The organism is Haloarcula rubripromontorii (assembly GCF_001280425.1).
In the GTDB taxonomy this organism is placed as follows: Archaea; Halobacteriota; Halobacteria; order Halobacteriales; family Haloarculaceae; genus Haloarcula; species Haloarcula rubripromontorii.
This window is the reverse complement of the sequence record NZ_LIUF01000008.1, coordinates 19,259-38,111: the sequence shown is the minus strand read 5'-3', so window position 1 is coordinate 38,111 and position 18,853 is coordinate 19,259. Positions and strand designations below refer to the sequence as shown.

Annotated in this window: 12 protein-coding genes; 4 read left to right on the top strand and 8 right to left on the bottom strand. The window is 59.2% G+C overall.

Annotated elements, in window-relative coordinates:
- Position 1: 1 nt before the first annotated feature.
- Positions 2-892, bottom strand: coding sequence for a hypothetical protein (locus AMS69_RS17870; protein WP_053969402.1), 891 nt, complete (start codon positions 890-892; stop codon positions 2-4).
- Positions 876-3,278 carry a DUF499 domain-containing protein gene (locus AMS69_RS17865; RefSeq protein ID WP_080508865.1) on the bottom strand — a complete coding sequence of 801 codons (2,403 nt, stop codon included), beginning with the start codon at positions 3,276-3,278 and terminating at the stop codon, positions 876-878. Before AMS69_RS17865 ends, AMS69_RS17870 begins: the two co-directional genes overlap by 17 nt.
- 542 nt (positions 3,279-3,820) lie before the next feature.
- Between AMS69_RS17865 and AMS69_RS19870 the strand changes: the two genes are divergently transcribed.
- Positions 3,821-4,414, top strand: a complete 594-nt coding sequence (locus AMS69_RS19870; RefSeq protein ID WP_077067829.1) for a hypothetical protein — start codon at positions 3,821-3,823, stop codon at positions 4,412-4,414.
- Positions 4,415-4,556: 142 nt separating this feature from the next.
- Here the strand turns inward: AMS69_RS19870 and AMS69_RS17850 are convergent, their stop codons facing one another.
- The 3 genes from AMS69_RS17850 to AMS69_RS17840 are packed head-to-tail and all read right to left on the bottom strand — an operon-like array spanning position 4,557 to position 9,191.
- Positions 4,557-6,386 (bottom strand): hypothetical protein, encoded by a 1,830-nt coding sequence (locus AMS69_RS17850; protein WP_053969398.1) that lies wholly within the window; start codon positions 6,384-6,386, stop codon positions 4,557-4,559.
- A 4-nt stretch (positions 6,387-6,390) separates the two neighbouring features.
- Positions 6,391-8,163, bottom strand: a complete 1,773-nt coding sequence (locus AMS69_RS17845; protein WP_053969397.1) for an ATP-dependent helicase — start codon at positions 8,161-8,163, stop codon at positions 6,391-6,393.
- The gene (locus AMS69_RS17840; RefSeq protein ID WP_053969396.1) at positions 8,163-9,191 is read right to left on the bottom strand and encodes a hypothetical protein; all 1,029 of its coding nucleotides are present in this window, start codon (positions 9,189-9,191) and stop codon (positions 8,163-8,165) included. Before AMS69_RS17840 ends, AMS69_RS17845 begins: the two co-directional genes overlap by 1 nt.
- 189 nt (positions 9,192-9,380) lie before the next feature.
- On the opposite strand from AMS69_RS17840, the gene AMS69_RS17835 reads away from it, so the two are divergent.
- On the top strand, positions 9,381-9,659 hold the full coding sequence (locus AMS69_RS17835) for a winged helix-turn-helix domain-containing protein (RefSeq protein WP_053969395.1): 279 nt from the start codon (positions 9,381-9,383) through the stop codon (positions 9,657-9,659).
- 851 nt (positions 9,660-10,510) lie between these two features.
- Here AMS69_RS17835 and AMS69_RS20350 read toward each other — a convergent pair.
- The 3 genes from AMS69_RS20350 to AMS69_RS17815 form a co-directional block, all read right to left on the bottom strand.
- Positions 10,511-10,993 carry a hypothetical protein gene (locus tag AMS69_RS20350; RefSeq protein ID WP_155119995.1) on the bottom strand — a complete coding sequence of 161 codons (483 nt, stop codon included), beginning with the start codon at positions 10,991-10,993 and terminating at the stop codon, positions 10,511-10,513.
- Between the two features lie 302 nt (positions 10,994-11,295).
- Positions 11,296-12,693, bottom strand: coding sequence for a ParB/RepB/Spo0J family partition protein (locus AMS69_RS20040; RefSeq protein WP_053969392.1), 1,398 nt, complete (start codon positions 12,691-12,693; stop codon positions 11,296-11,298).
- A 139-nt stretch (positions 12,694-12,832) separates the two neighbouring features.
- Positions 12,833-14,233 (bottom strand): ATP-binding protein, encoded by a 1,401-nt coding sequence (locus AMS69_RS17815; protein WP_053969391.1) that lies wholly within the window; start codon positions 14,231-14,233, stop codon positions 12,833-12,835.
- Positions 14,234-14,463: 230 nt separating this feature from the next.
- On the opposite strand from AMS69_RS17815, the gene AMS69_RS17810 reads away from it, so the two are divergent.
- A complete protein-coding gene (locus AMS69_RS17810) occupies positions 14,464-15,669 on the top strand; it encodes a DNA repair exonuclease (RefSeq protein WP_053969390.1) in 1,206 nt (401 codons plus the stop codon).
- A complete protein-coding gene (locus AMS69_RS17805) occupies positions 15,666-18,851 on the top strand; it encodes an AAA family ATPase (protein ID WP_053969389.1) in 3,186 nt (1,061 codons plus the stop codon). The genes AMS69_RS17810 and AMS69_RS17805 overlap by 4 nt, the downstream gene beginning before the upstream one ends.
- The last annotated feature ends 2 nt before the right edge of the window (positions 18,852-18,853 follow it).

Sequence of the window (18,853 nt, the reverse complement as noted above, 5' to 3'; positions counted from 1 at the left end):
GTTAGTTAGTGATGGTAATTCGGGGAGTGATGCATTCAGGGAGACTAAGGCCACCGTGCGTGAACGTCGAGTACTTCCCGCGAGCTGGCCACGTGTACCGACCGATTGGCATATAGTACCCGTCTGCTTCCACGACGAGGCTCTCGCCGACGAGATCGTCCGCGTTCGTCTCCGCGACACTCACAAACCGCCCGCTGAACGTTTCCTGTAGTCGATTCTTCTGTGGCTCCGTTACGGGGAACGTGTTTCCAGCGTCCAGTCGGACGTACCCGTGGTCGGCACCGACCACAATCTGCTCAGCGTCGAGCTGGTCAAGGATCCGTCCGAACGTCCGCTCGGTCTTCTCGTACATCTCCTCGATGGACGAGAGTTTCGTTTTACCCTCCTGAATGTTTTCCAATAGAGCGTCCGGGAATCGGCACCACACGAGGTCTTCGTCGCCGTCAAGCGAGGGATCGTCGCTCTTCACCGTGCCCATTTTGTACTCACGCTTGATGTCTGAATAGCCGACGCGTTCGCGGTACGGCGTCGTCTCCGACGGCACCGTCGAGAACGAGTACCCCACCGACGGGTCGTAGCCTTCGTCGGCGAGGAAGTCGACGAACAGTCCAGCCTCTCGGACGCTCATTGCGTCCATCACCACGAACGCGCCGTCGTCCGGGATGTCGAGAGACGCATTGTTCACGCACCGGTCGGGCAGAATGTCCGTATAGAACTCCTCGTACACGTCGAGAAGGAGGTGCTCGTATTCCACCATCTGGTTCTCTCGCCTATAGTGGTCGGCTACTGACTCCCCCGCCGGCGACCAGATTCCCCACATCGCGTCCCACACACTCTCAACCGGGTCATCGTCCTCGACCAGCCGAGTGAGTACGTCAGTCCTGAACTTCACGCTCAATCACCACCGTTGCCTCGATGTGGTTCGCGCCGGGCAGCTGTTCAACCAGCTCGATGAGTTCCTCCTTCGAGAGATCGTCGACGTCGTAGGAGAGGTCGACGTGTGTGACCGTGTCCGTGTCTTCGTTGACCCGGGACTCGGCGTGACTGCGAAGGACGCGTGCGGACGGGCCTTCGAGGGTGACCTGCTTCGTCTCGGTCTGTGTTGCAACCGTCCCACCGCTACTTCCACCATCCTCGCCGCCAGCAGACGATCCTTCACTGGAGCCGCCACTAGATCCGCCGCTGAGTCCCTGCTGACCGCCACTACTGCTACCGCCGGCCGTGGTGGTTCCGCCACCTCCCTCGGAGATACCAGAAGTAGTGGTCTCTGTCTTCGTGTAGACAGCCTCGTCGAGATTCATCGGGCTATGAATGGTCAGCCCGTCGTTAAGGTCAGGGAGTGGATCGTTCTTGTGGGAAGCATAGAACTTTCCTCGGTCTCCTTCAAGCACGACCTTCTCGTCCCGGTAGAGTTTGCTAAGAGCGGACGTAAATACGCCCTTGTCGAGGATGACTGGCATCCGGCGGAACTGCCGGAAATCGTTCAGCATTGAGTCAAGGGAGATGCCGTTCTCGGCGTCCTCAACTTCGTCAAGGATTTTCTCGCCGACGTACGTCTTGTCGCGCCCAACTTTGTCCTTCACATCATCGACGTCGGCGATAACGGACTTCTTTCGCAACCGGACACCGCCACGCGGATCCTCACTCCACTTGATCCAGTTGCCGTACCGGTCTTCGAGTTCGTTGCGGAGTTCGCGTCTCTCGTCCCGGATGATCTTCCCGAGTTCGCCCTGTTCGTCTTCGACCTTCCCCTGAAGGTTTTCTGCACCGAGGACGCGTGCGGCCTTACTGATGATGTCGTCATCGCTGCGAATCTCCTGATTCGGCGCGACGAATAGTACCGTATTCTGATAGGTGCGCCCCTCGAAGAAGTCGTCCAACTCACTCCGGAGCGCGCCGTTGGAGAGGTAGTCAAGCAGGACAGAGACTTGAATCTCCTTGGACTCCGGGATGTCCTCATCGGGGTACACGTTGACGTCGCCGTCCCACACGTCGTCACGGACGACATCGACGAGCTTCCCTTCGATGTCCTCGTGGTCGCCATCGAGAACGCGTTCTTGCTCGCGGGTGACGAGCGCGGTGAGCTTCGGATCTTCGGTGATGAAGTAGTTATCCTTGGAGCTATCGCGGTCAAGGTAATGCGCTGTGCCGTATAGGTTTCCGAGGGACATGTCGAGCTTCGACACGGACGTCTTCTCGGGCTTGTACGTCCCGATCAGACACTCTGTGACTGACGCTTCCTGCCGGCGTTCATCGAGCGTGTACAACAAGATGACCTTCAAGAGGTCGTCGCCGTGGTCGATGTCCTCGACTGCCTCGATGTCGGAGCGATAGCGGTTGAAGAGTGTCTGATTGATGCCTCGGAACGCGGCGGCGTTGATGTCTGACGTGATGATGAGATCGGTCTCGTCGTGGAGTCGGCGAACGGTGTCGGCGAGCACGTTCATCGCGCCACGCACGTTCTGCCGCTCGCGTCCGCCTTCGTAAAGGCTGTCGAGCAGGTCAAGGAGTTCGGGATGGAACGGGTAGGTCTCCACCATCCGGTTCTCGTATCGTTTCTCTTCCTCGATCTCGATGGGGTAAGAGTAGTTGTCGACGTATTCGCGGACAACGTCGCGGACAGCACTCTCGTCGATGTCTTCGCGACGCGTCTCGAACAGGCGGTGGAGAATGATGCGTTCGCGGTCGCCCGTGGAGTTGAGGTCGACGGCGTACGGGCTGGTGCGGTTCAGGATGCGTTTCAGATCTTCGCTCTTGTCCAGCAACGTGACGAACGTAAACAGGTTGAAGTCGGGGTCGTTCGCCACTTCGAAGAGGTTCTGGAGGAAGAACTCGTTGCGTTCGACGAGTTCCTCGTCGGCGGTATCGCTGAACGACTCCCACCATGTCTCGATCTCGTCGAAGAAGATGGCGACGGTCTCGTCGACGGCGAGTTCCTCAATGTGGTCGGTCGTCGGGTAGCGGTTGATGTCGTCAAGGATGTCCTCACGGCCGAGGTCTTCGAAGATAGGTTCCCAGATACGGTCGGCGTCGGTCTTGCTGGTAGAGAGAATTGACGCACGCGCCGTATTGGGGAGGTTGAGTGGGATGTCCCACTCGTCTAGCCAATCTTGTGCGAGTTCGGGGCTGTCGAACAGGTGGTATAGGGTGAGGAGACCGTGTGACTTACCGGCGCCGTAGGGGCCGGAGAGCGTGATGCCGCCTTGGCTGTCACGGCCGCGAAGTTTGTTGTCGACGTGGTCGAATGCCGTCTGCAGGGCGTTCGAAGGATAGGTCATCGAGAGTAGTCGACTCGGATCGTTCTCGAGTCGGTCGTCCGATGACCCGACCTTATGGGCTTGGAGTACCCCTTGAAAACGTCCCTCAACGACTTCGTCGCGAGGGGTGAGGAAATTCGAGATCTCCATGATAGTCACTACTCGGTTAGTGCCTCACTTGATATTTTCCACATGCCTACGCACCCCCCGCAGTACTGTTCGAACGTCTATCCAATTCTGGCAGCGATAAAGAATAACCCATTGCCTTGTTGAGGTTTGGGTCAGTTTTATTCAGCCGAAAACTCGTTCCTGATGCCCTTGACGGCGTAGTTCGGCTCTTGGGCCCTGACATAGAGACGAGTCGATCGCTGACACTATTTATAAGAATCGAGTCCGAGAAGGAGAGGTTCACACAGCTATCCGGATTAACTGCATCTGGAACGCATTTGTCACCTTCTCCCACCAGTGGCCCTGATTAAGACGTTTGGTGGAATTGGAGCAGGCATCAGTTTCTACCTGCTCATGATGTTAATACCTAGTAAGCTGTTGTTGGAGGACGTAATATGACGTATCCACGAACCCACGTTGATCACCGCGACCCTGATCACCATGAGTCGATACATCCGACCCGGAATATCGGCAACGCACATGTCGTCGCTGGCGTATTCCTCACATCGCGGTTTCACGAGGCGCTCCAAACCGTTCTCCATCCGCTCGGGGAATCGCTTGATACCTATGACTTGAATGCCCTCAACGACCTTGGCATTGTTCACGCCGATGGTACGCTAAACGACCTCTCTCCAATCGTACGTGCCTACGTTAGTCTCGACGATTACTGGTCGCGTACCCATCGAACCGCCCTCAACGAGTTGTTCGCCGACCGGCGGGCTCACGTGCTGGAGTGCTGCACGCGTGGTTTTCGTTCTCGGTTTAAGCGGCACACATTCGAAGTTGAGGCTGGACGCGATGGTGCTGCGCTTGATGCCACGCTCGAACCACTTCTCGACAACGGCTTTATATCTCAAACAAACGGCGAAGAGATCACATACACGGTTGACGAACATCACGCGTTGTATCGGCACGCAGAACGGCTCTTTGATGCACTACTTGACCAAGCACCCATACTCTGCGGTCTCCTCCCACCGACCGACCATTAATGGCGTGCCATCTATCGAAGGACTTCAACGCTGATCTCCGCAGAAGATGTAGATGTTGAATGTTAGGACTTCGCGTGAACCGGACTTCTGCCACCAACAGTAATTACCCCACGTTGACAGAAAAGCGGTTTGTGGGAGGTGGCTACCCGAGCAGTTCATCTACGGCGTCCTCCAGCTCGTCGTTCCCGTCAGCTTTGGCCTCGCCTTTACGCTGATCTTCGAGGCTCCCGAGACGGTCGCGGCCAACCTCAGTACCGTACTCGTTCTCGATGCGTGAGAGGGTCGCGTTGAACACCACCGCGTCAAGGCCGTAGTCGTTGAACAGCGGCCCGATGTTGTGTTCGTCGGCGATGTGCCGAATGGCCGCCCACGGAATCGGGTCAGACGCCGGGATGTACCGTTCTTCCTTCGCGTGCTTCCACGCCTCCCACACCTCGCGGCGGCTGAGCGGGCCTTCGGGTGCCGAGGGATGGCGGACGCCTGCCTCGCACAGGATGTACGTCAGCGCATTGTACGCCACTTTATACTTGTGTTCGTAGGCGAGTTCGTCGCTGATGACGACGAAGTAGTCCTCTCGACTGCCGTGGTGGCCGAGCGGGTTGTTGAGGCGGTCGCCCTCGCTAAGCCCGGTGACGTCACGGAGCGTTAAGTCCCACAGTCTGGACTGCTGATGGTCGTCAGAATCGGTGTCAGAGTCCTCGTGCCGATTGCGTTCGCGGCGCGACTGCTCCCGGGCGGCGTTCTTGCGGGCTTCCTCGCTGGCGGCAGGGTGGTCTCCAGCTGGCTTTGCGGAGGCGGCGAGTGGGCGGATGTTGCCGTCCAACTCCTGCACGTAGTCGTCGACGTCCATCTTGTCCCCACCGGGGCGCGGCGGCGTTCCCACCCGTGCCTCGATGCCGCGGTCGGCGAGGTATTCGCCCGTCTTGACCGCACCCTTGATGCCGTGTCCGTGCTGCTCGATGCTGAGCACGTCCGTGATGCGGCTGGGATCATCTCGCTCGAGACGCGCGACGTTCGGCTCCTCGGAGTCTTGGAGGATGAACACCCGGTCGATCTCGTAGTCGTCGAGGACGCGGACGAGTCGTTCCTGCGCGTCACCGCTGAACTGGGTGGTAACCGGAGAGATTGCCGAGACGCCCTGATCGTGGAGCGTGTACGCGTCTGCGATGCCCTCGGTGATGACGGTCGGCTCGCCCTCCTCGATGGAGTCAAGGCCGCAGATGGGTTCCTTCAGAGGCACGTTGTCGCGGCTGATGAGCGGCTTGTCGTACTTGCCGTCCTTCCAGTCGGCCGGGTGGCCAGAGTCCCGCGAGATGGCGAACACGGGCTCGCCATCGTAGATGTACGGGATGACGTACCGGCCCTGCCACATCGTGTAGAGGTTGCCGTCGTCGTTCTCGCCGAACAGGCCGGTCGCCAGCATCTCCTCGCGGCTGAACCCCTGCTCGTGGAGGTGAACCATCAGGGCCTCGCCGTCCGCAGGCGCCCACCCAACCATCTTCTCCGCGATCAGGTCGTCGCTCCAGCCGCGCACCTCGGCGAAGTACTCGCGGGGCGTGTCAACTTCGACGTCGTCGACGCCGGCGAGGTCACGGTCGAGCTGTTCGTGGTAGTACCGGCACGCGACGTTCATCGCCGCGAGAGCGCGGTCAACGGAGACCGTTGGTTCGTCGCTGTCGGATTCATCGGGAGCGTCGTTCTCCTTGCTGTCGGGCTCAGAGCGTTCCTCGTCGTCCTGCCCCGGACGGTTGCCCGCGAGCCAGTACTGCCCATCGTCGCGCGCCAACCAGTCCTTCGCGACCGCTCGCTTAACCCGAGCGCGGGCGTCATCGGCCACCTCGAAGAACCGCTTGCCCGCGTGTTCGGCGAGGAGGTCTTCGGGGACGCCGGCGTCGCTGTCGAGTCCCGCGTCGTCGCGGGCGTCGGTGATGATCTCGTTCCAGTCGGATTCGGTGAGTTTGTCGTGCGCCATTGTCCTAGTCTGCGTGTTGGGTGTTCGGGCTGTTCGACGCGCTGTGCGGGAGACCATCTCGGAACAGCGGCATCTGGCGCCCGTCGAAGAACTCGCGGGCAATGACCAACTCCTCGCTGGCGCGAGTCGCGGCCACGTAGTACAGGCGTCGTTCCTCGGCGCGGAACTCGTCGTCGTCCCACCACTTCTCGGCGAGGTTGGCGGGGTATCCGGCGAAGGTCACGACCGCAGGGGCCTGCCGCCCCTTCGCGGCGTGGATGGTGCCGATCTTGATGTTCTCGGCGGCCTCGCGGATGTCCACGTCCGGGGACTCGGCGGCGGTCAGCACCATCTTCTTGCGCCATCCGCCGGTCTCGAGCTTCTGCGCGATGTCGGTGATGTCCGAGCAGCCCGGGAAGGCCGTCCAGATCGGGACGTCGGGTGCATCCTCCACGTCCGCCGGCGGCCCAGCGTACTCGGCGTCGCACTGCTCCCACCGGCGGTCGCTCGCTACTGCGGCGTCGATGAGCTGGTAGGCGTCCTCGTAGTTGAGGACGTCCGTGCCAGCGGCCATCCCTCGGAGGAGTTCGGCGACGGCGATCCAGCGGTCAGTCCACGGGTGCGTCTCCTCGGGATCGGCGTACGCTGGCGCGAACTTCGTGCCAATCCCCGAGAACGGAACACCCTGCTTTCGGAGTGCCCGAGCGATGCTCTTCGCGTGTCGGTTCGTGCGAGCGAGCAAGTACACGTCCCCGCCGTCGTCCGCATCGTGGCGGTCGAGGAGGCTGAGCGCAAGCTCCGCCGCCTCCACGTCCGTCCACAGGGACTTCTCCCGTGCAACACCCTCGTCGTCAAGCGCGCTGGTGATCCCGCTCTCGGGAAGGATGCCCCGGGCGACGCGAGTGACCGCCTTGGGGCATCGGTAGCTCTGCCTGCGGATGTTCTCGACGTCGGCGGGCGTCTCGTCGAACAGCCACGGCTTCGCGCCCTTGAACGAGTAGATGGACTGATTCTCGTCGCCGGCGATCACGGCGAGGTCGTACTGATCTGCGTCCATCCACTCGCGGAGGATGAGGTACTCCGCCGGTGCGTAATCCTGAAACTCGTCGATGAATAGCACGCTGCAGTCGGGCCAGCGCGCGTACTCCGGCTCTTCGTGGAGCTTCGTCGCGTACTCGCAGATGTAGTCGTGATGCTCGTAGATCCCCTGCTCGTCCTTCCACGCGCGGTACTCGGCGAGGATGGCGGCAACCTCCGAACCCGCGTACGTGGTGTCCACGGGCGCCTCGTCGATCCACTCGGGCGTGAGTTCGACGAGACTGGCCTCGATGGCGTCACCGTGCTGCATCAGCCACTGATCGATCGCGAGGAGCTTCTCGCCCTCGCTCATCTCCCGTGATTCGTCTTCCTCGGCCTTCCGCAGGGGATCACCGGCGGGCTGGAATCGGATGCCGCGGTCGGTGAAGAACTCGCGGATGGTGTCGTCGTCGCCCCCGCCCGTCACGATGTCGTCCCCGTTGACGCCGTTGAGCGACTTGACGAGCGAGTGGAGGGTCGTGACCCGCTCGGCCACGGCGTCGAAGTCGTCCGGCGTGAACGGGCCGTCGCCGCCGCAGAGGTCAGTCACGAGGTCTCGGGCGTGCGAGTTCGTGAAGCTGATCCAGCGGAAGTCGGTCAGCTCGTATTCGTCATCGAGGAGTTCCTCCGTGCGTTGGAGGATCTCCGTGGTCTTTCCCGCGCCCGGGACGCCGCGGATGCGGTACACGTCCGCATCGTTGAGTTCGTCGGCGTCGGGCATCATGCGTCGATCACCCGCTCGTCGGCGGACGTTTCGCTAGCCTCGTCATCACCTCCCATCAGGTCAGTCTCATCGATGTTGAGCGCCTCCGGATCGAACGGGTAGCAGTGAATCTGCTCCCCGTCGACGGTGACGCGGTGGGTGCTGTTGATCGTGTGGTCGTTGCGCTGAAGCGCGCCGGACAACTTCCCGTGGTAGCCGGTGCCCGACTTGTCCGTCTGCTCCTCGACAACCTCCTCGATGGCCTCGGACTTGACCCACACCGTCTCCGTGTCGAACCGGCTCTCGTCGGCGTCCTCGTACAGCGCGCCCCAGTGCCGGGAGACGAACTGTTCGCGGTCGCGCGTGACCGCGGTGCTGCACCGCTGCGCGACGCGATCCGTCACGCGGTCGGCGATGATGTCCTCCTCGGTCGCCTGCTCGGTCGTCGCCACGGTCTTCTGTGCGTTCCAGTCCTCCCAGATCGCGTTCCAGTCCTGATCGCCGATCTCCGGCTCGACGAGGAAGTTCTGGTAGTACTTCGCCTTCACCGTCTCGGCGCTGTCGCTCCGCCACTCGGAGAGATCGAAGCGGAAGATCCGCGTGTCGTCGATGGGGGACGAGGCGGGTGAATCCACCCATACCATCACGGTGAGGCCGTCGGCGGACTGGTACGCCTTCACGTCGCTCGTAAGTTCCTCCACGAGCTTCTTCGCATCGGGCGTCATTTCCGTCGTCTCGTCGTCCTTCATCGTCAGGGCCAGCTCGCGGAGCTTCGTTTTCAGCCAGCCGCTGTTGAGATCGTCGCGGTCGGCGGCGTCCGCCATCTGGTTGCCGTACTTCTTGCGCTTCTGCTCGCTCTCGAACCAATCGCGCTGCCAGTCGTCGCGGTACAGCATCTCGTCGTCCGACGCGTCGCGGAGACGGACGCGCATTTCGTCAGCGGAGACCTCGATGCTGAGGTGATAGTTGTTTCCAATGTCGATGACTAGCTCGTCGTCACCTGCGTCGCCTTCGCCCGGTCGCTGAATTACCTCGATTTCCTGCATGTTCGCTGGAGAGGGGCGAGTCCTCCGAGCTGGAATGGGCGCGCCGATTAGGGACGGCGCCCGGGTCTGGAGAGCCCATCGGACTCGCTCGAGCATATCCGGGAACAACATAAAAGCTACACGCTACAGGGGGTGGGAGATATACGGCTCGGGGTACTCTTTTACGTCTCCATCTATAACCAACACACAATGACGGGTCAGACTGACGCACCGCCACAGCTCTCCAAGACAGACGCCACGCTCCTTGATCATCTCCGTGACGGGCGGAGCACGCCTTCCATCCTTAGTGATGAAGACGATGTCTCCAGCAGCAGATCGTACGTCAGCAAACGTCTCTCCAAGATGCGTGACCAAGGCCTCGTCGAGCTGGTTGACGACCGGCACATCAGCCTCTATCAGATCACCCCAAAGGGCGATCGGGCTCTCGACGCGTGGCGCGAACTCCGAACAGCACTCGCCGAATCCTGACCCCTTCTCGCACACCTTTGGACTTCCTCACAACCAGTAGTGGTCTTTGCACCCTTATGCACGCGCGTTGAGGGGGCAGGTGGGGGGATACATACCCCTCTCTGCCGGATCGGGGGCGGGGGGTGAAGGATTTCGGCAGTAGAACCCCACCATATGCTCAATAACAGGCAGTAGAGCGATTGTTAGGGTCAAACCACCCCCAACATTCACCGGCGTTGTCTGGCGGTTGGAAATGTGGGGAACAAATCACGCTCTACATTTCCCGGCCTAGTCGGGAGGTTCCTGAAACCAGATCTAAGGATTATGGCGCTCAAAGGTGGGTTAGCGGCACGTTCGGCGGCAACGCGCCCGCGTAAAGAGGGCCAACACCTCCCGACTGGGTTCGTAGTACCGTGGCGGGTCTCGGCGGCGAACCCCGTCCTGCGTGAGGTTTACACCGGTTCAGGGCCTACTATCGGATGGAGCCGGTTGCTGGTTCCCGTGGTCTGGAGAGCCCACTTCCCTGCGCCTGCTTTCTGGGCGTGGGACGCTTCACGTCCCGCCAGCCCTGCATCTGTTTCGCGTCCACGATGCGGTGTGGCCGGATTCTGGGTCTTCTTTCTGAGGTAAAAGGTATCAGATAAGGCGGCGTCGAAAGCTAAAGGACTCGGTTGGCATCAGCAAGCGATGGCGCGCCGTACTGGCGAACGCTGTAGTGCCGTACGCGGCGTCCGAGGGAGGGGGTGACGTGGAGGACATACGAGAACGAAGAGGTCAAATCTGCGTCTGTGAGCGGGTTCCTTGAAGCGATGTCGGCGCGGGAGTTCTACAACCTTCTCGCCGAACAGGGAATGGAGGTATTCCCCGGACTCCTATTCTTTGGGCGGATACCAGAACGCCGTCTTTTCTACCTCCTCTTCAGAATAGTAATCAGTGAAGTAGTGACGTTTGCGGGGTTCAATCTCGTCCAGTGAGATTACCTCCGGCCACGGAACGCGTCGAAGCCTCTGACGCCCCATTGTCGGATGCTTACGTTTAGACACTGTTCCAGCCTTCCCTATCTGACCGGGAAAGACCATCTTTGTCGCCAAGACTGTACAATCTGCGTCAGGGATATAGACGAGAAGTGCGAATTTCCCTCGAGTAACAAGTTTTACCCACTGGTACTCCCAGACAGCGAATTCTCCGACCGAGCCATCTTCGTATTCGCACGCACAGGACTTGATCTCGACCAGTTCATCATCGTCAGTGCGCGCATCGTGCCACGACGCGTGATCCTCAATAAGGCCATATTCTTTGATTACGTGTGTTTCGGCCCGCTTCCAGCGCGGGGGTGGATCGATATGAGGGAGCATCTGTTCCTGCCATGAATACAACGACTTCACTGTCGAACACCTCGTGTTGTACGCCTGAAATCGAACGCTTGTCGGATGCTGACTGGTATAGACATGCCTGTATTGGTTCCAGTGAACGGAATCTTGTTGCCGCTACCGCGGCACCAGCTGGCTTCTATTGCTGGGGCCAGTCTCGAGGATCCTCCGATCGGTTATAAAAATTCTGTCAGAATCGCGATCTCGGATAGATCATCGAACTTGCGGTCTATCAGGATGTGCTATGAATGAGTAGAACGCTTCCGGAAAATCGTCTCCTTACCCTCTTACTCCCTTTTTTCGAACACGAGGAAGAATGAGTGGTTCTTGCGTGCTCGTCGTTGCTCGTACGTGCGGCCAATCGTCGGACGATCGGGCCTGACGACCACGAACAAGTCCTTAGCATGGAATCCCATCTCACTGAATATCTCGGTTATCTGAATATGAGTGAACCGCTGCTCGTTCTCGCTCACCTCGTCCTGCGTTTTGACGACGAGTACACCATCCTCTTCAAGCACGCGGTGAGCCTCTTTCCCCGCCGCTGCGTACATATTAATAACCGCCTCGTGATAGGTTGCAGATTGTTCGCCGAGGCCCCCGACGTACCGATCCGTCATCCAAAACTTGTTCTCTGAGGGCTTGTCCTCACTCTCGTAGAACCCGCCTTTGTACGGTGGATCAAGTACCACGCAGTCGAACGACTCGTCATCGTACGGCAGGTCGCGACAGTCGACTCCATCCGTTGAGTCGGGCGAGCGCGCCGGATCAATATCAGTCGCAGTCAGCTCATACTTGTCCGAGGGGACGCGTCGCCAGAAAGAGCCATTGCCGTAGGTGACATCGGCGATGTGCGATCCGGACTCAACGTGCAGATCGAGAACCTTCGGGAACACCTTGGCATTTTCACCGACATAGGCGGAGAGGATCACATCTTCTGGAGAGAGTTGTTCGGGATTGTCCTCATCGGTCTCCGAAGATGCGTCCGCTTCCTCCGTGTCGTTTGCCTCTTCGTCCGCCTCGGAACTCGGCTCTAACCGATCTTTGACTTGCTCGTAAGCTCCGTGAATCGATTGTTTGTCGCGGTCGAGTTTCGCGACCTCGTGTTGGGCCACAGTATCTCCGTCTTGAGCCGCCTTCCAGACCGTTTTCGCCTTGTCAAAGGTGCGGCCAGAACCGAACCCTGTCTCGTCGGCCACCTTATCGCGAGTTTTCCCGTATTCCTTGTCTGTCGAGGTATCTGCACTTGATGGTGAATTTTCCACGATGTCGGTGCGGGTACCCTGTCGTTCTTGGGCCCGCTCGCGCTCAATGCGCTCTAACTCCCGCGCCTCTCGCATGCGCTGGCTGAACGTTTTGTCTCGGTTTCGGTTATACTCGAGTAGTAGCTCTCGACGTTCGAGCTCCGATGCCAGCCGAAGTTCCTCTACTGGTACTTCGTCCAGATTTAGCTTCTTTGCGACCTCGACGCGTCGATGTCCGGAGATTATTGTCGGTTTATCGTCCGCCTCCCCAGCGTCGGGTTGTGGATCGACGATAATTGGGTTGAGAATACCATGTTTCTCGATGCTGGCTTCTAATGCCTTATCGGGTTCTGTACGGTCATCATAGATGTCGTCGTTGATAGGGTGCGGTTCCAACTCATCCGGAGAGAAGAAACCATCTATGTCGGTTCTCTCCTGTGCCATTATTGGCAGGGATATTCTCGAATCCAGAAAACCGCTTTGAGACGGAGTTGATATTATGATCTGGGCCTGTCGTTCGCTTACGTCAATGGAGTTGGCTTGCTCAAAGAGCGTGCAGTTTCGAGATAGAAGTTCGAGGAAATTAGATGATGAAGAGGAATAGCCAGAGCGGAAGCGTGGCCATGTTTTCTTCAATATCAGGTTCGGCGTCACGCGAGACCTTTACTCCAAGCGTGCAGTCGTGTTCCTCACAAAACGCCTCTATACGGTCTCCTGCTGCTCTATCTCCGCTCGGGTCGGGCGTAACTATCGGAATTGGCGTTCCGTCACCCGTTTCCAGAACGAAGTCGACGTCAGTATCTCCGCTCTCCCAGAAGTCTACCGGGGCGTTACTTCGGTGAAAACGGAAGCCAAGGCGCTTCAAGTGGTCAAAGGTCACTGCGGTTATCAACTTCTGCTCGACATCTGTCGGAAGTAGTCCGTCATAGTCAAGGTCAAGAAGCGAGCCCATGAGCACCGGGTCACGAACGTACAGCCGCACGCTCCGTCGACGCTCGTGCTTGTATTGATACGAGGGCGTTAGGATGAAGAAGTCCTCCAAAACGTCGATATAGCGTTGCAACGTTCGACGGTCACAGTCCAAAATCTCACTCAAGTTTTTCAGACCAAGCGTTTGACCCGGATACATCGCTGCAATAGCACACAACGCGTAGAGATCGCTTCGGTCGTCGAATTGCTGATAGCGGGGGACATCTCGATAGACAGTCAACTCCAAATTGTTGCGGACATCCTCGATAGTAACATCGCGTCCACTTCCTTGGAGGAACTCCCGCACACCGCGCTTCAGTGTACTTGCTGATTCGATCGAATCCAGTACTGAATTGACCGCCGACTCAAGACCTGTGACATCTCCGGTATCTGCAGCAGATTCCAACGCGTCGCGGACACTCCTGACTACTTCCTTGTTGACCTCAATGTCGCGGGTTTCGGTGATGACGTCGTAATACTTCGGTGGAAGGAGGAGATCGCTAGATGTCTCGATGTTCAGTTTTTCAATCGAGTCAGTGTTCGCTCGTGCTACTGTTGGCAGCGTCACGGCGATAGTGAGATTGTCGTATTTATCGAGACAATCGCGCACTTGCTCGCTCCACGAATCGGTCGCATGTGCGTCGTCAATCAATACGTATCCGGTTCCGGGATCGGTGTCTTGCCGCCAGTAGTATGTGGCAAACTCGTCAACAGCATCGGCCAGTACGTCACTACCAATTTGGAATCGGGAATCTCCGAGTGGTAGATACATGACGTTCTGCGGATAAACGCCATACTCGATCGTAAGATCGTGGGCGATCTGGTGTAGAATCGTTGTTTTGCCGCTTCCCGCTGCCCCGGCGATAGTCACGAATCGGTTGTTACGGACTCGGTCTAGTTTGTACTTGTAATCGGAGCGTCGTTCGGAGTGATACCGGTCTGCTTCGGAGACATCGCCGGAATCCCACCATGGATTCAGCTGCCTGTAATCTGGCGTGAAATCGGTTCTTTGCATAGTCGTGTTTGTACTCCCACAGCCATATTCTATTCGGTGTCCTATTTTAGCGTTACTACGACGTTCCGGAGAAGCACTCCGTATCGTTTGCGCTCACAATTTGACTCAATAGTAGGACTTTGGGGCAAGCTCATGTTCTAAACCATAAATATAAGTGACCGGCAAGAGTTGCTGAAGATAGAGATGTCTGACATGCGACTTCATCCTCCGCGACGGAGGTGCCACCGACCATGACGACTCGCATCCTTCACGTTAGCGACACCCACATCGGCTATCAGCAGTACCGGAACACGACGCGACGGGAGGACTTCTTCGACGCGTTCGAGCAAACGTTAGAAATCGCTCGTGGAGAACATCCCGACCATGACAACGAGCCGGTCGACGCTGTGTTACACACTGGTGATCTCTTCGATGACCAACTCACGAGCTTCGACGATGTTTACGCGTGCCACGAGGCCCTGCGCGAACTTCGCAAGGCGAACATCCCGTTCTACGTCATCGTCGGAAACCACGAACTCCGACGGAACACCGACTTCGTGGACGAGTTCGTTCTCACGGGCGACGCAATTCGCCTCACGCATACGCCGACAACGATCAACGGAGATGTCGCTTTGTATGGTATCGATTCCGTCAAGGGCCCAGACTGGGAGGACGCCGACTTCTCGCTCGAGCCAGCCGACGAAGGATTAGTTCGGCTGGTCGCCATGCACCAGCTGTTCTCCCCACCAATAGATCCAGTCGGACACGATTCCTCTAACATCCTCGACCTCGACCCCGTGTTCGACCGCTTCGGGACAGACGTCGACGGCATCGCGCTGGGTGACTGCCACGAGCGAATGGGCGACACCTGTCGCGGTGTCCCCGTATGGTACCCGGGATCGACCGAGCGGACGACGCGTGACACGCCGCAGCCGTCAGTCGATCTACTCACCATCCGACCGGACGAGGACTCGCCCATCAACCGCGAGCGACTGCTGCTCGACACACGCGAGTTCATCGAGATCGACATCGAGTTCGGTGAGTCCGACACGTTCGATCTCGTCGAGCGCAAGATACAGGAGAAGGGGCCCGTGGAGGATGCGGTTGTGTTCGTGGACGTCAGCGGTGCCGAGAACGGCGTGACCAAGCAGGGAATCCTCGACTACCTGCACGCACGCGATGTTGTCCATGCTGACGTAACCGACGAACGGGTAGTCGAGGCCATCACGGGTGATCTCGGTGACCTCGACACCGAGAGCGAGATTGACGTCGACGCCGAGCTAAACGACGCGGTCGGCGAGCTGGACATCAGCGAGGAGGCTCGCGAACTTGAAGATATGTTGCGTAACGCAGATCCCGACCTCGCCGATACGCGGCGGCGTGCGAACGCCAAGGAACGATTCCACGAACTGGCTTCCGAGCGATTTGGCGACACCTCAACGGAGGGAGACGCATGAAGTTCGAACGGCTCACCCTATCCAATTTCCAATCCTACGACGAACTGGAAATCGAGTTCGGTGAAGGACTAACGCTGATTTACGGCCCCAACGGTGCCGGTAAGTCGACTATCGCCCGCGCGCTGTACACGACACTGTACCCCTACCGCGGCCGGAATCGCATTGGTGCGCACGAACTCGTCGACCTGATTCAGGACGGCGCAGACAGTGCTACTTCCGAACTCGTCTTCAGCGTCGGCGACACTCGGTACCAGATTACAGTCGACGTCTCCCGGCGCAGTGACGGGGGCGCGAGGGCCCAAGCCGAGATGACTAACCTCGATACTGGGGAAACATACTCGGAGAAGTCGACCGACATCGAGGAGAAAGTAACGCGGCTACTGGGGATGGACTACGAGGCGTTCGCCAACAGCACCTACGCCCAGCAGACGGAACTGAACCGGCTGATCGAGGCCACCCCGAAGAAGCGTGCGGAGATCCTCGACAACCTGCTCGGCCTGACTGCTCCCGATGAGTACGAGGCGGACATCAACGAGGTTTCCAGCCCTGTCGAGGACTGGTTGGAAGACAAGCGGTCGCGTCTCTCGACTGTCCGTGACGACATCCGCCAACTCGAGGCAGACGATCCGAAGGCTACGATGCAGGCGAAAGCCGAGGAGGTCGAGGAACTGGACGGGCGCATGGAAAAACTGTCCGACGGCATCGAGGAGGCCCGCGAGCGACTGCGGGACATCAAGGACGACATCGACGATCACCAGCAACGGAAGTCCGAACTCGATGACTTGCGCGACGACCGCGACGACGTCAAAAATGCCATCAGCGACCTCGAAACGGAGATCGAGGAGTTGGGGGAGAATATCGATCGGTGCGACGCGAAAATCAGCGATCACCGGGAGCGCATCGTCGATCTTGACGACGAGATTGACGAATTTGATCTCACGGACGCTGAAGAGGCCAGCGAGGCGGTCGACCACTACGAGGACAGATATGACGCAGTAAGTAGCAACGCTGAACAGAAGCGAAGCGCCCTCAATAGCGCGCAGGAGACGGTCGGCCGACTAGAGGACGAACTTGACGACCTCAAAGATGATCTCGACGACGCTGAGGATCGGCAAGAGGACGCTCGCAGCGCCGTCAAGGAGGCCGAATCGGCGTTAGACGACGCAGAGGAGGAACTCGAACAGTATCGAGACGAGCGCGACGATCTGCTGCGTGACTATCTCGAGGCCCCACTGGGCGACATTGATGATCACGAGGCAGCCGTCCGCAGCAGGATGAACGACCTTCGAGACGAGAAATCTGATCTCGAATCGGAGCGGGAAACCAAGCGCGACCGTCGTTCACGCCTCGCTGACGAGATCAGCGAGATGGAGACAGAGCTGTCTGACGCACGCGACCGACACGAAGACATCCGTCAGAGCCTCGAGGCCGACGTGGACGACCCTGAGGCGGCGTTCGAGGCAGCGGTCAACCGAGCCAACGAGAAAGCGACCACACTCGGATTCTCCGTCTCCGCTGAAGACATCGATACCGTATTCACCGGGAGTCTCCCGGACGAGCTAGAAGCCGCTCTCGACAACCACCGTGGAGCGGCCGAAGATCTTGCGGACGCACGTGAGATCGTAGGGCGTACGACGGCACGGGTCGAGGATCTGCGGTCACTGGCGAATAGCGAGTGGCCACTTGACGGGGGCGACATCGGCGCCACTCACGACTACGGCGAACACATAGATCGGCTGGAGGACGAGAGGAACGCCGCTCGGTCGACTGCCGAAGTGGCCAGAGAAGACCTCGACACCGCGGACGAGCGACTCGCCCGCGTCCAAGCGGTCGCGGAGGCGCTCTTCGAGGCGGCCAGCTACCGAGCACTAGCCGACGCCGCGAACGAGATCGATGAACTTGAGGCCGACATCGAGGCGGCGCGCGATTCCCGAGACGCCCTGAAGGAAGACGTCGAATCTCTGACCGATGACATCGAACGCCTCGAAGCCGCAATCGAAGATGGCGAAGAGGCAATCGAAGCCATCACAGCGGTCGAGGACACCGTCGAGGCGGTCGAAGATGCCGAACGCGAACTCGAGGCGGCGCGCGATGAGCTGGCGGATGTCGAAGACGAAATCGAAGAGGTGGAGTCCCACATCGAGGATAAGCAGGCCGAAATCGACGAGGCCCGGGACGCGGTCGAGGACGCAGAGGACGAACTCGAGGACGCAGAGGAGAAGCTAACTACCGTGGAGTCGGCCCGCGACGCCGCCCGTGATGCTCGTGACGCTCACAGCGAAATCGACACGCTGGAGAGCGATCGTGAAGGGCATCGTTCGCGGCGCGACGACAAGGAAGAGCAGCTCGAGGAGAAGCGCGACGAACTACAGCAGCTCGAGGACGAGATCGAATCGCTGGAGACGGAACTCGACGATACGACGATGGAGGAGCTGCGAGAGCAGGAGCAGCAGGCAGAGAGCCTGATCGAGGACTTAGATGGCCAACTCGAGACCGCCCGGGAGAAGCGGGACGACGCGCAGGCAGCCAAAAGTAAGGCTGAGGATCGGCTCGGCCGGCTCCGAGACAAGCGCGACCAGAAGTCTGGCCTTGAGGAGCAGATCAAGTGGGCCCAGTCCCTTCTCGGCGACTTTGAGGCGATTACCGACACCTACGAAGAGGTACAGACGCGGATGCGAAAGCGTGTTCTCGACCGTCTGAAGCACCACACGAACAAGGTATTCCGCGATCTCTACCAGAACAGCACGTATGAGGCGGTCGACATTGACGAGGACTACAATCTCCGGCTGGTCAGCGGAACAGACACCGCACGCGACCCGCACAAAGCCAGCGGCGGCGAGGGCGTCCTTGTGACGATCGCCCTTCGAGCGGGTGTCTACCGTGTCCTTGCCGATCAGGCCGAGGGGCGCGACGATCGGCTTCCACCCTTCATTCTCGACGAACCGACCAACCACCTCGACGAGGCCCATATCGACCAGCTCGAGGAGGCCGTCGACAGCATCCGTGATTGGAACGTGCCGCAGGTGTTCGTCGTCGACCGCTATGAGGGTCTCATCCAAGATGCCGATCACCGCATTCACGTCGAGATGGACGACGGTGACGGAGCCTCTACGGTCGAGACTGATGTCGAGCAGGACGACACGAGCGACCCCAGTGAAGGGGCTGCTGCCGGGGATGATTAACC

Bases quoted from the DNA above. Each gene is read 5' to 3' on its own strand.
- AMS69_RS17865 (WP_080508865.1), bottom strand. From the start codon at position 3,278: ATGACCTATCCTTCGAACGCCCTGCAGACGGCATTCGACCACGTCGAC.
- AMS69_RS19870 (WP_077067829.1), top strand. From the start codon at position 3,821: ATGACGTATCCACGAACCCACGTTGATCACCGCGACCCTGATCACCAT.
- AMS69_RS17850 (WP_053969398.1), bottom strand. From the start codon at position 6,386: ATGGCGCACGACAAACTCACCGAATCCGACTGGAACGAGATCATCACC.
- AMS69_RS17845 (WP_053969397.1), bottom strand. From the start codon at position 8,163: ATGCCCGACGCCGACGAACTCAACGATGCGGACGTGTACCGCATCCGC.
- AMS69_RS17840 (WP_053969396.1), bottom strand. From the start codon at position 9,191: ATGCAGGAAATCGAGGTAATTCAGCGACCGGGCGAAGGCGACGCAGGT.
- AMS69_RS17835 (WP_053969395.1), top strand. From the start codon at position 9,381: ATGACGGGTCAGACTGACGCACCGCCACAGCTCTCCAAGACAGACGCC.
- AMS69_RS20350 (WP_155119995.1), bottom strand. From the start codon at position 10,993: ATGCTCCCTCATATCGATCCACCCCCGCGCTGGAAGCGGGCCGAAACA.
- AMS69_RS20040 (WP_053969392.1), bottom strand. From the start codon at position 12,693: ATGGCACAGGAGAGAACCGACATAGATGGTTTCTTCTCTCCGGATGAG.
- AMS69_RS17815 (WP_053969391.1), bottom strand. From the start codon at position 14,233: ATGCAAAGAACCGATTTCACGCCAGATTACAGGCAGCTGAATCCATGG.
- AMS69_RS17810 (WP_053969390.1), top strand. From the start codon at position 14,464: ATGACGACTCGCATCCTTCACGTTAGCGACACCCACATCGGCTATCAG.
- AMS69_RS17805 (WP_053969389.1), top strand. From the start codon at position 15,666: ATGAAGTTCGAACGGCTCACCCTATCCAATTTCCAATCCTACGACGAA.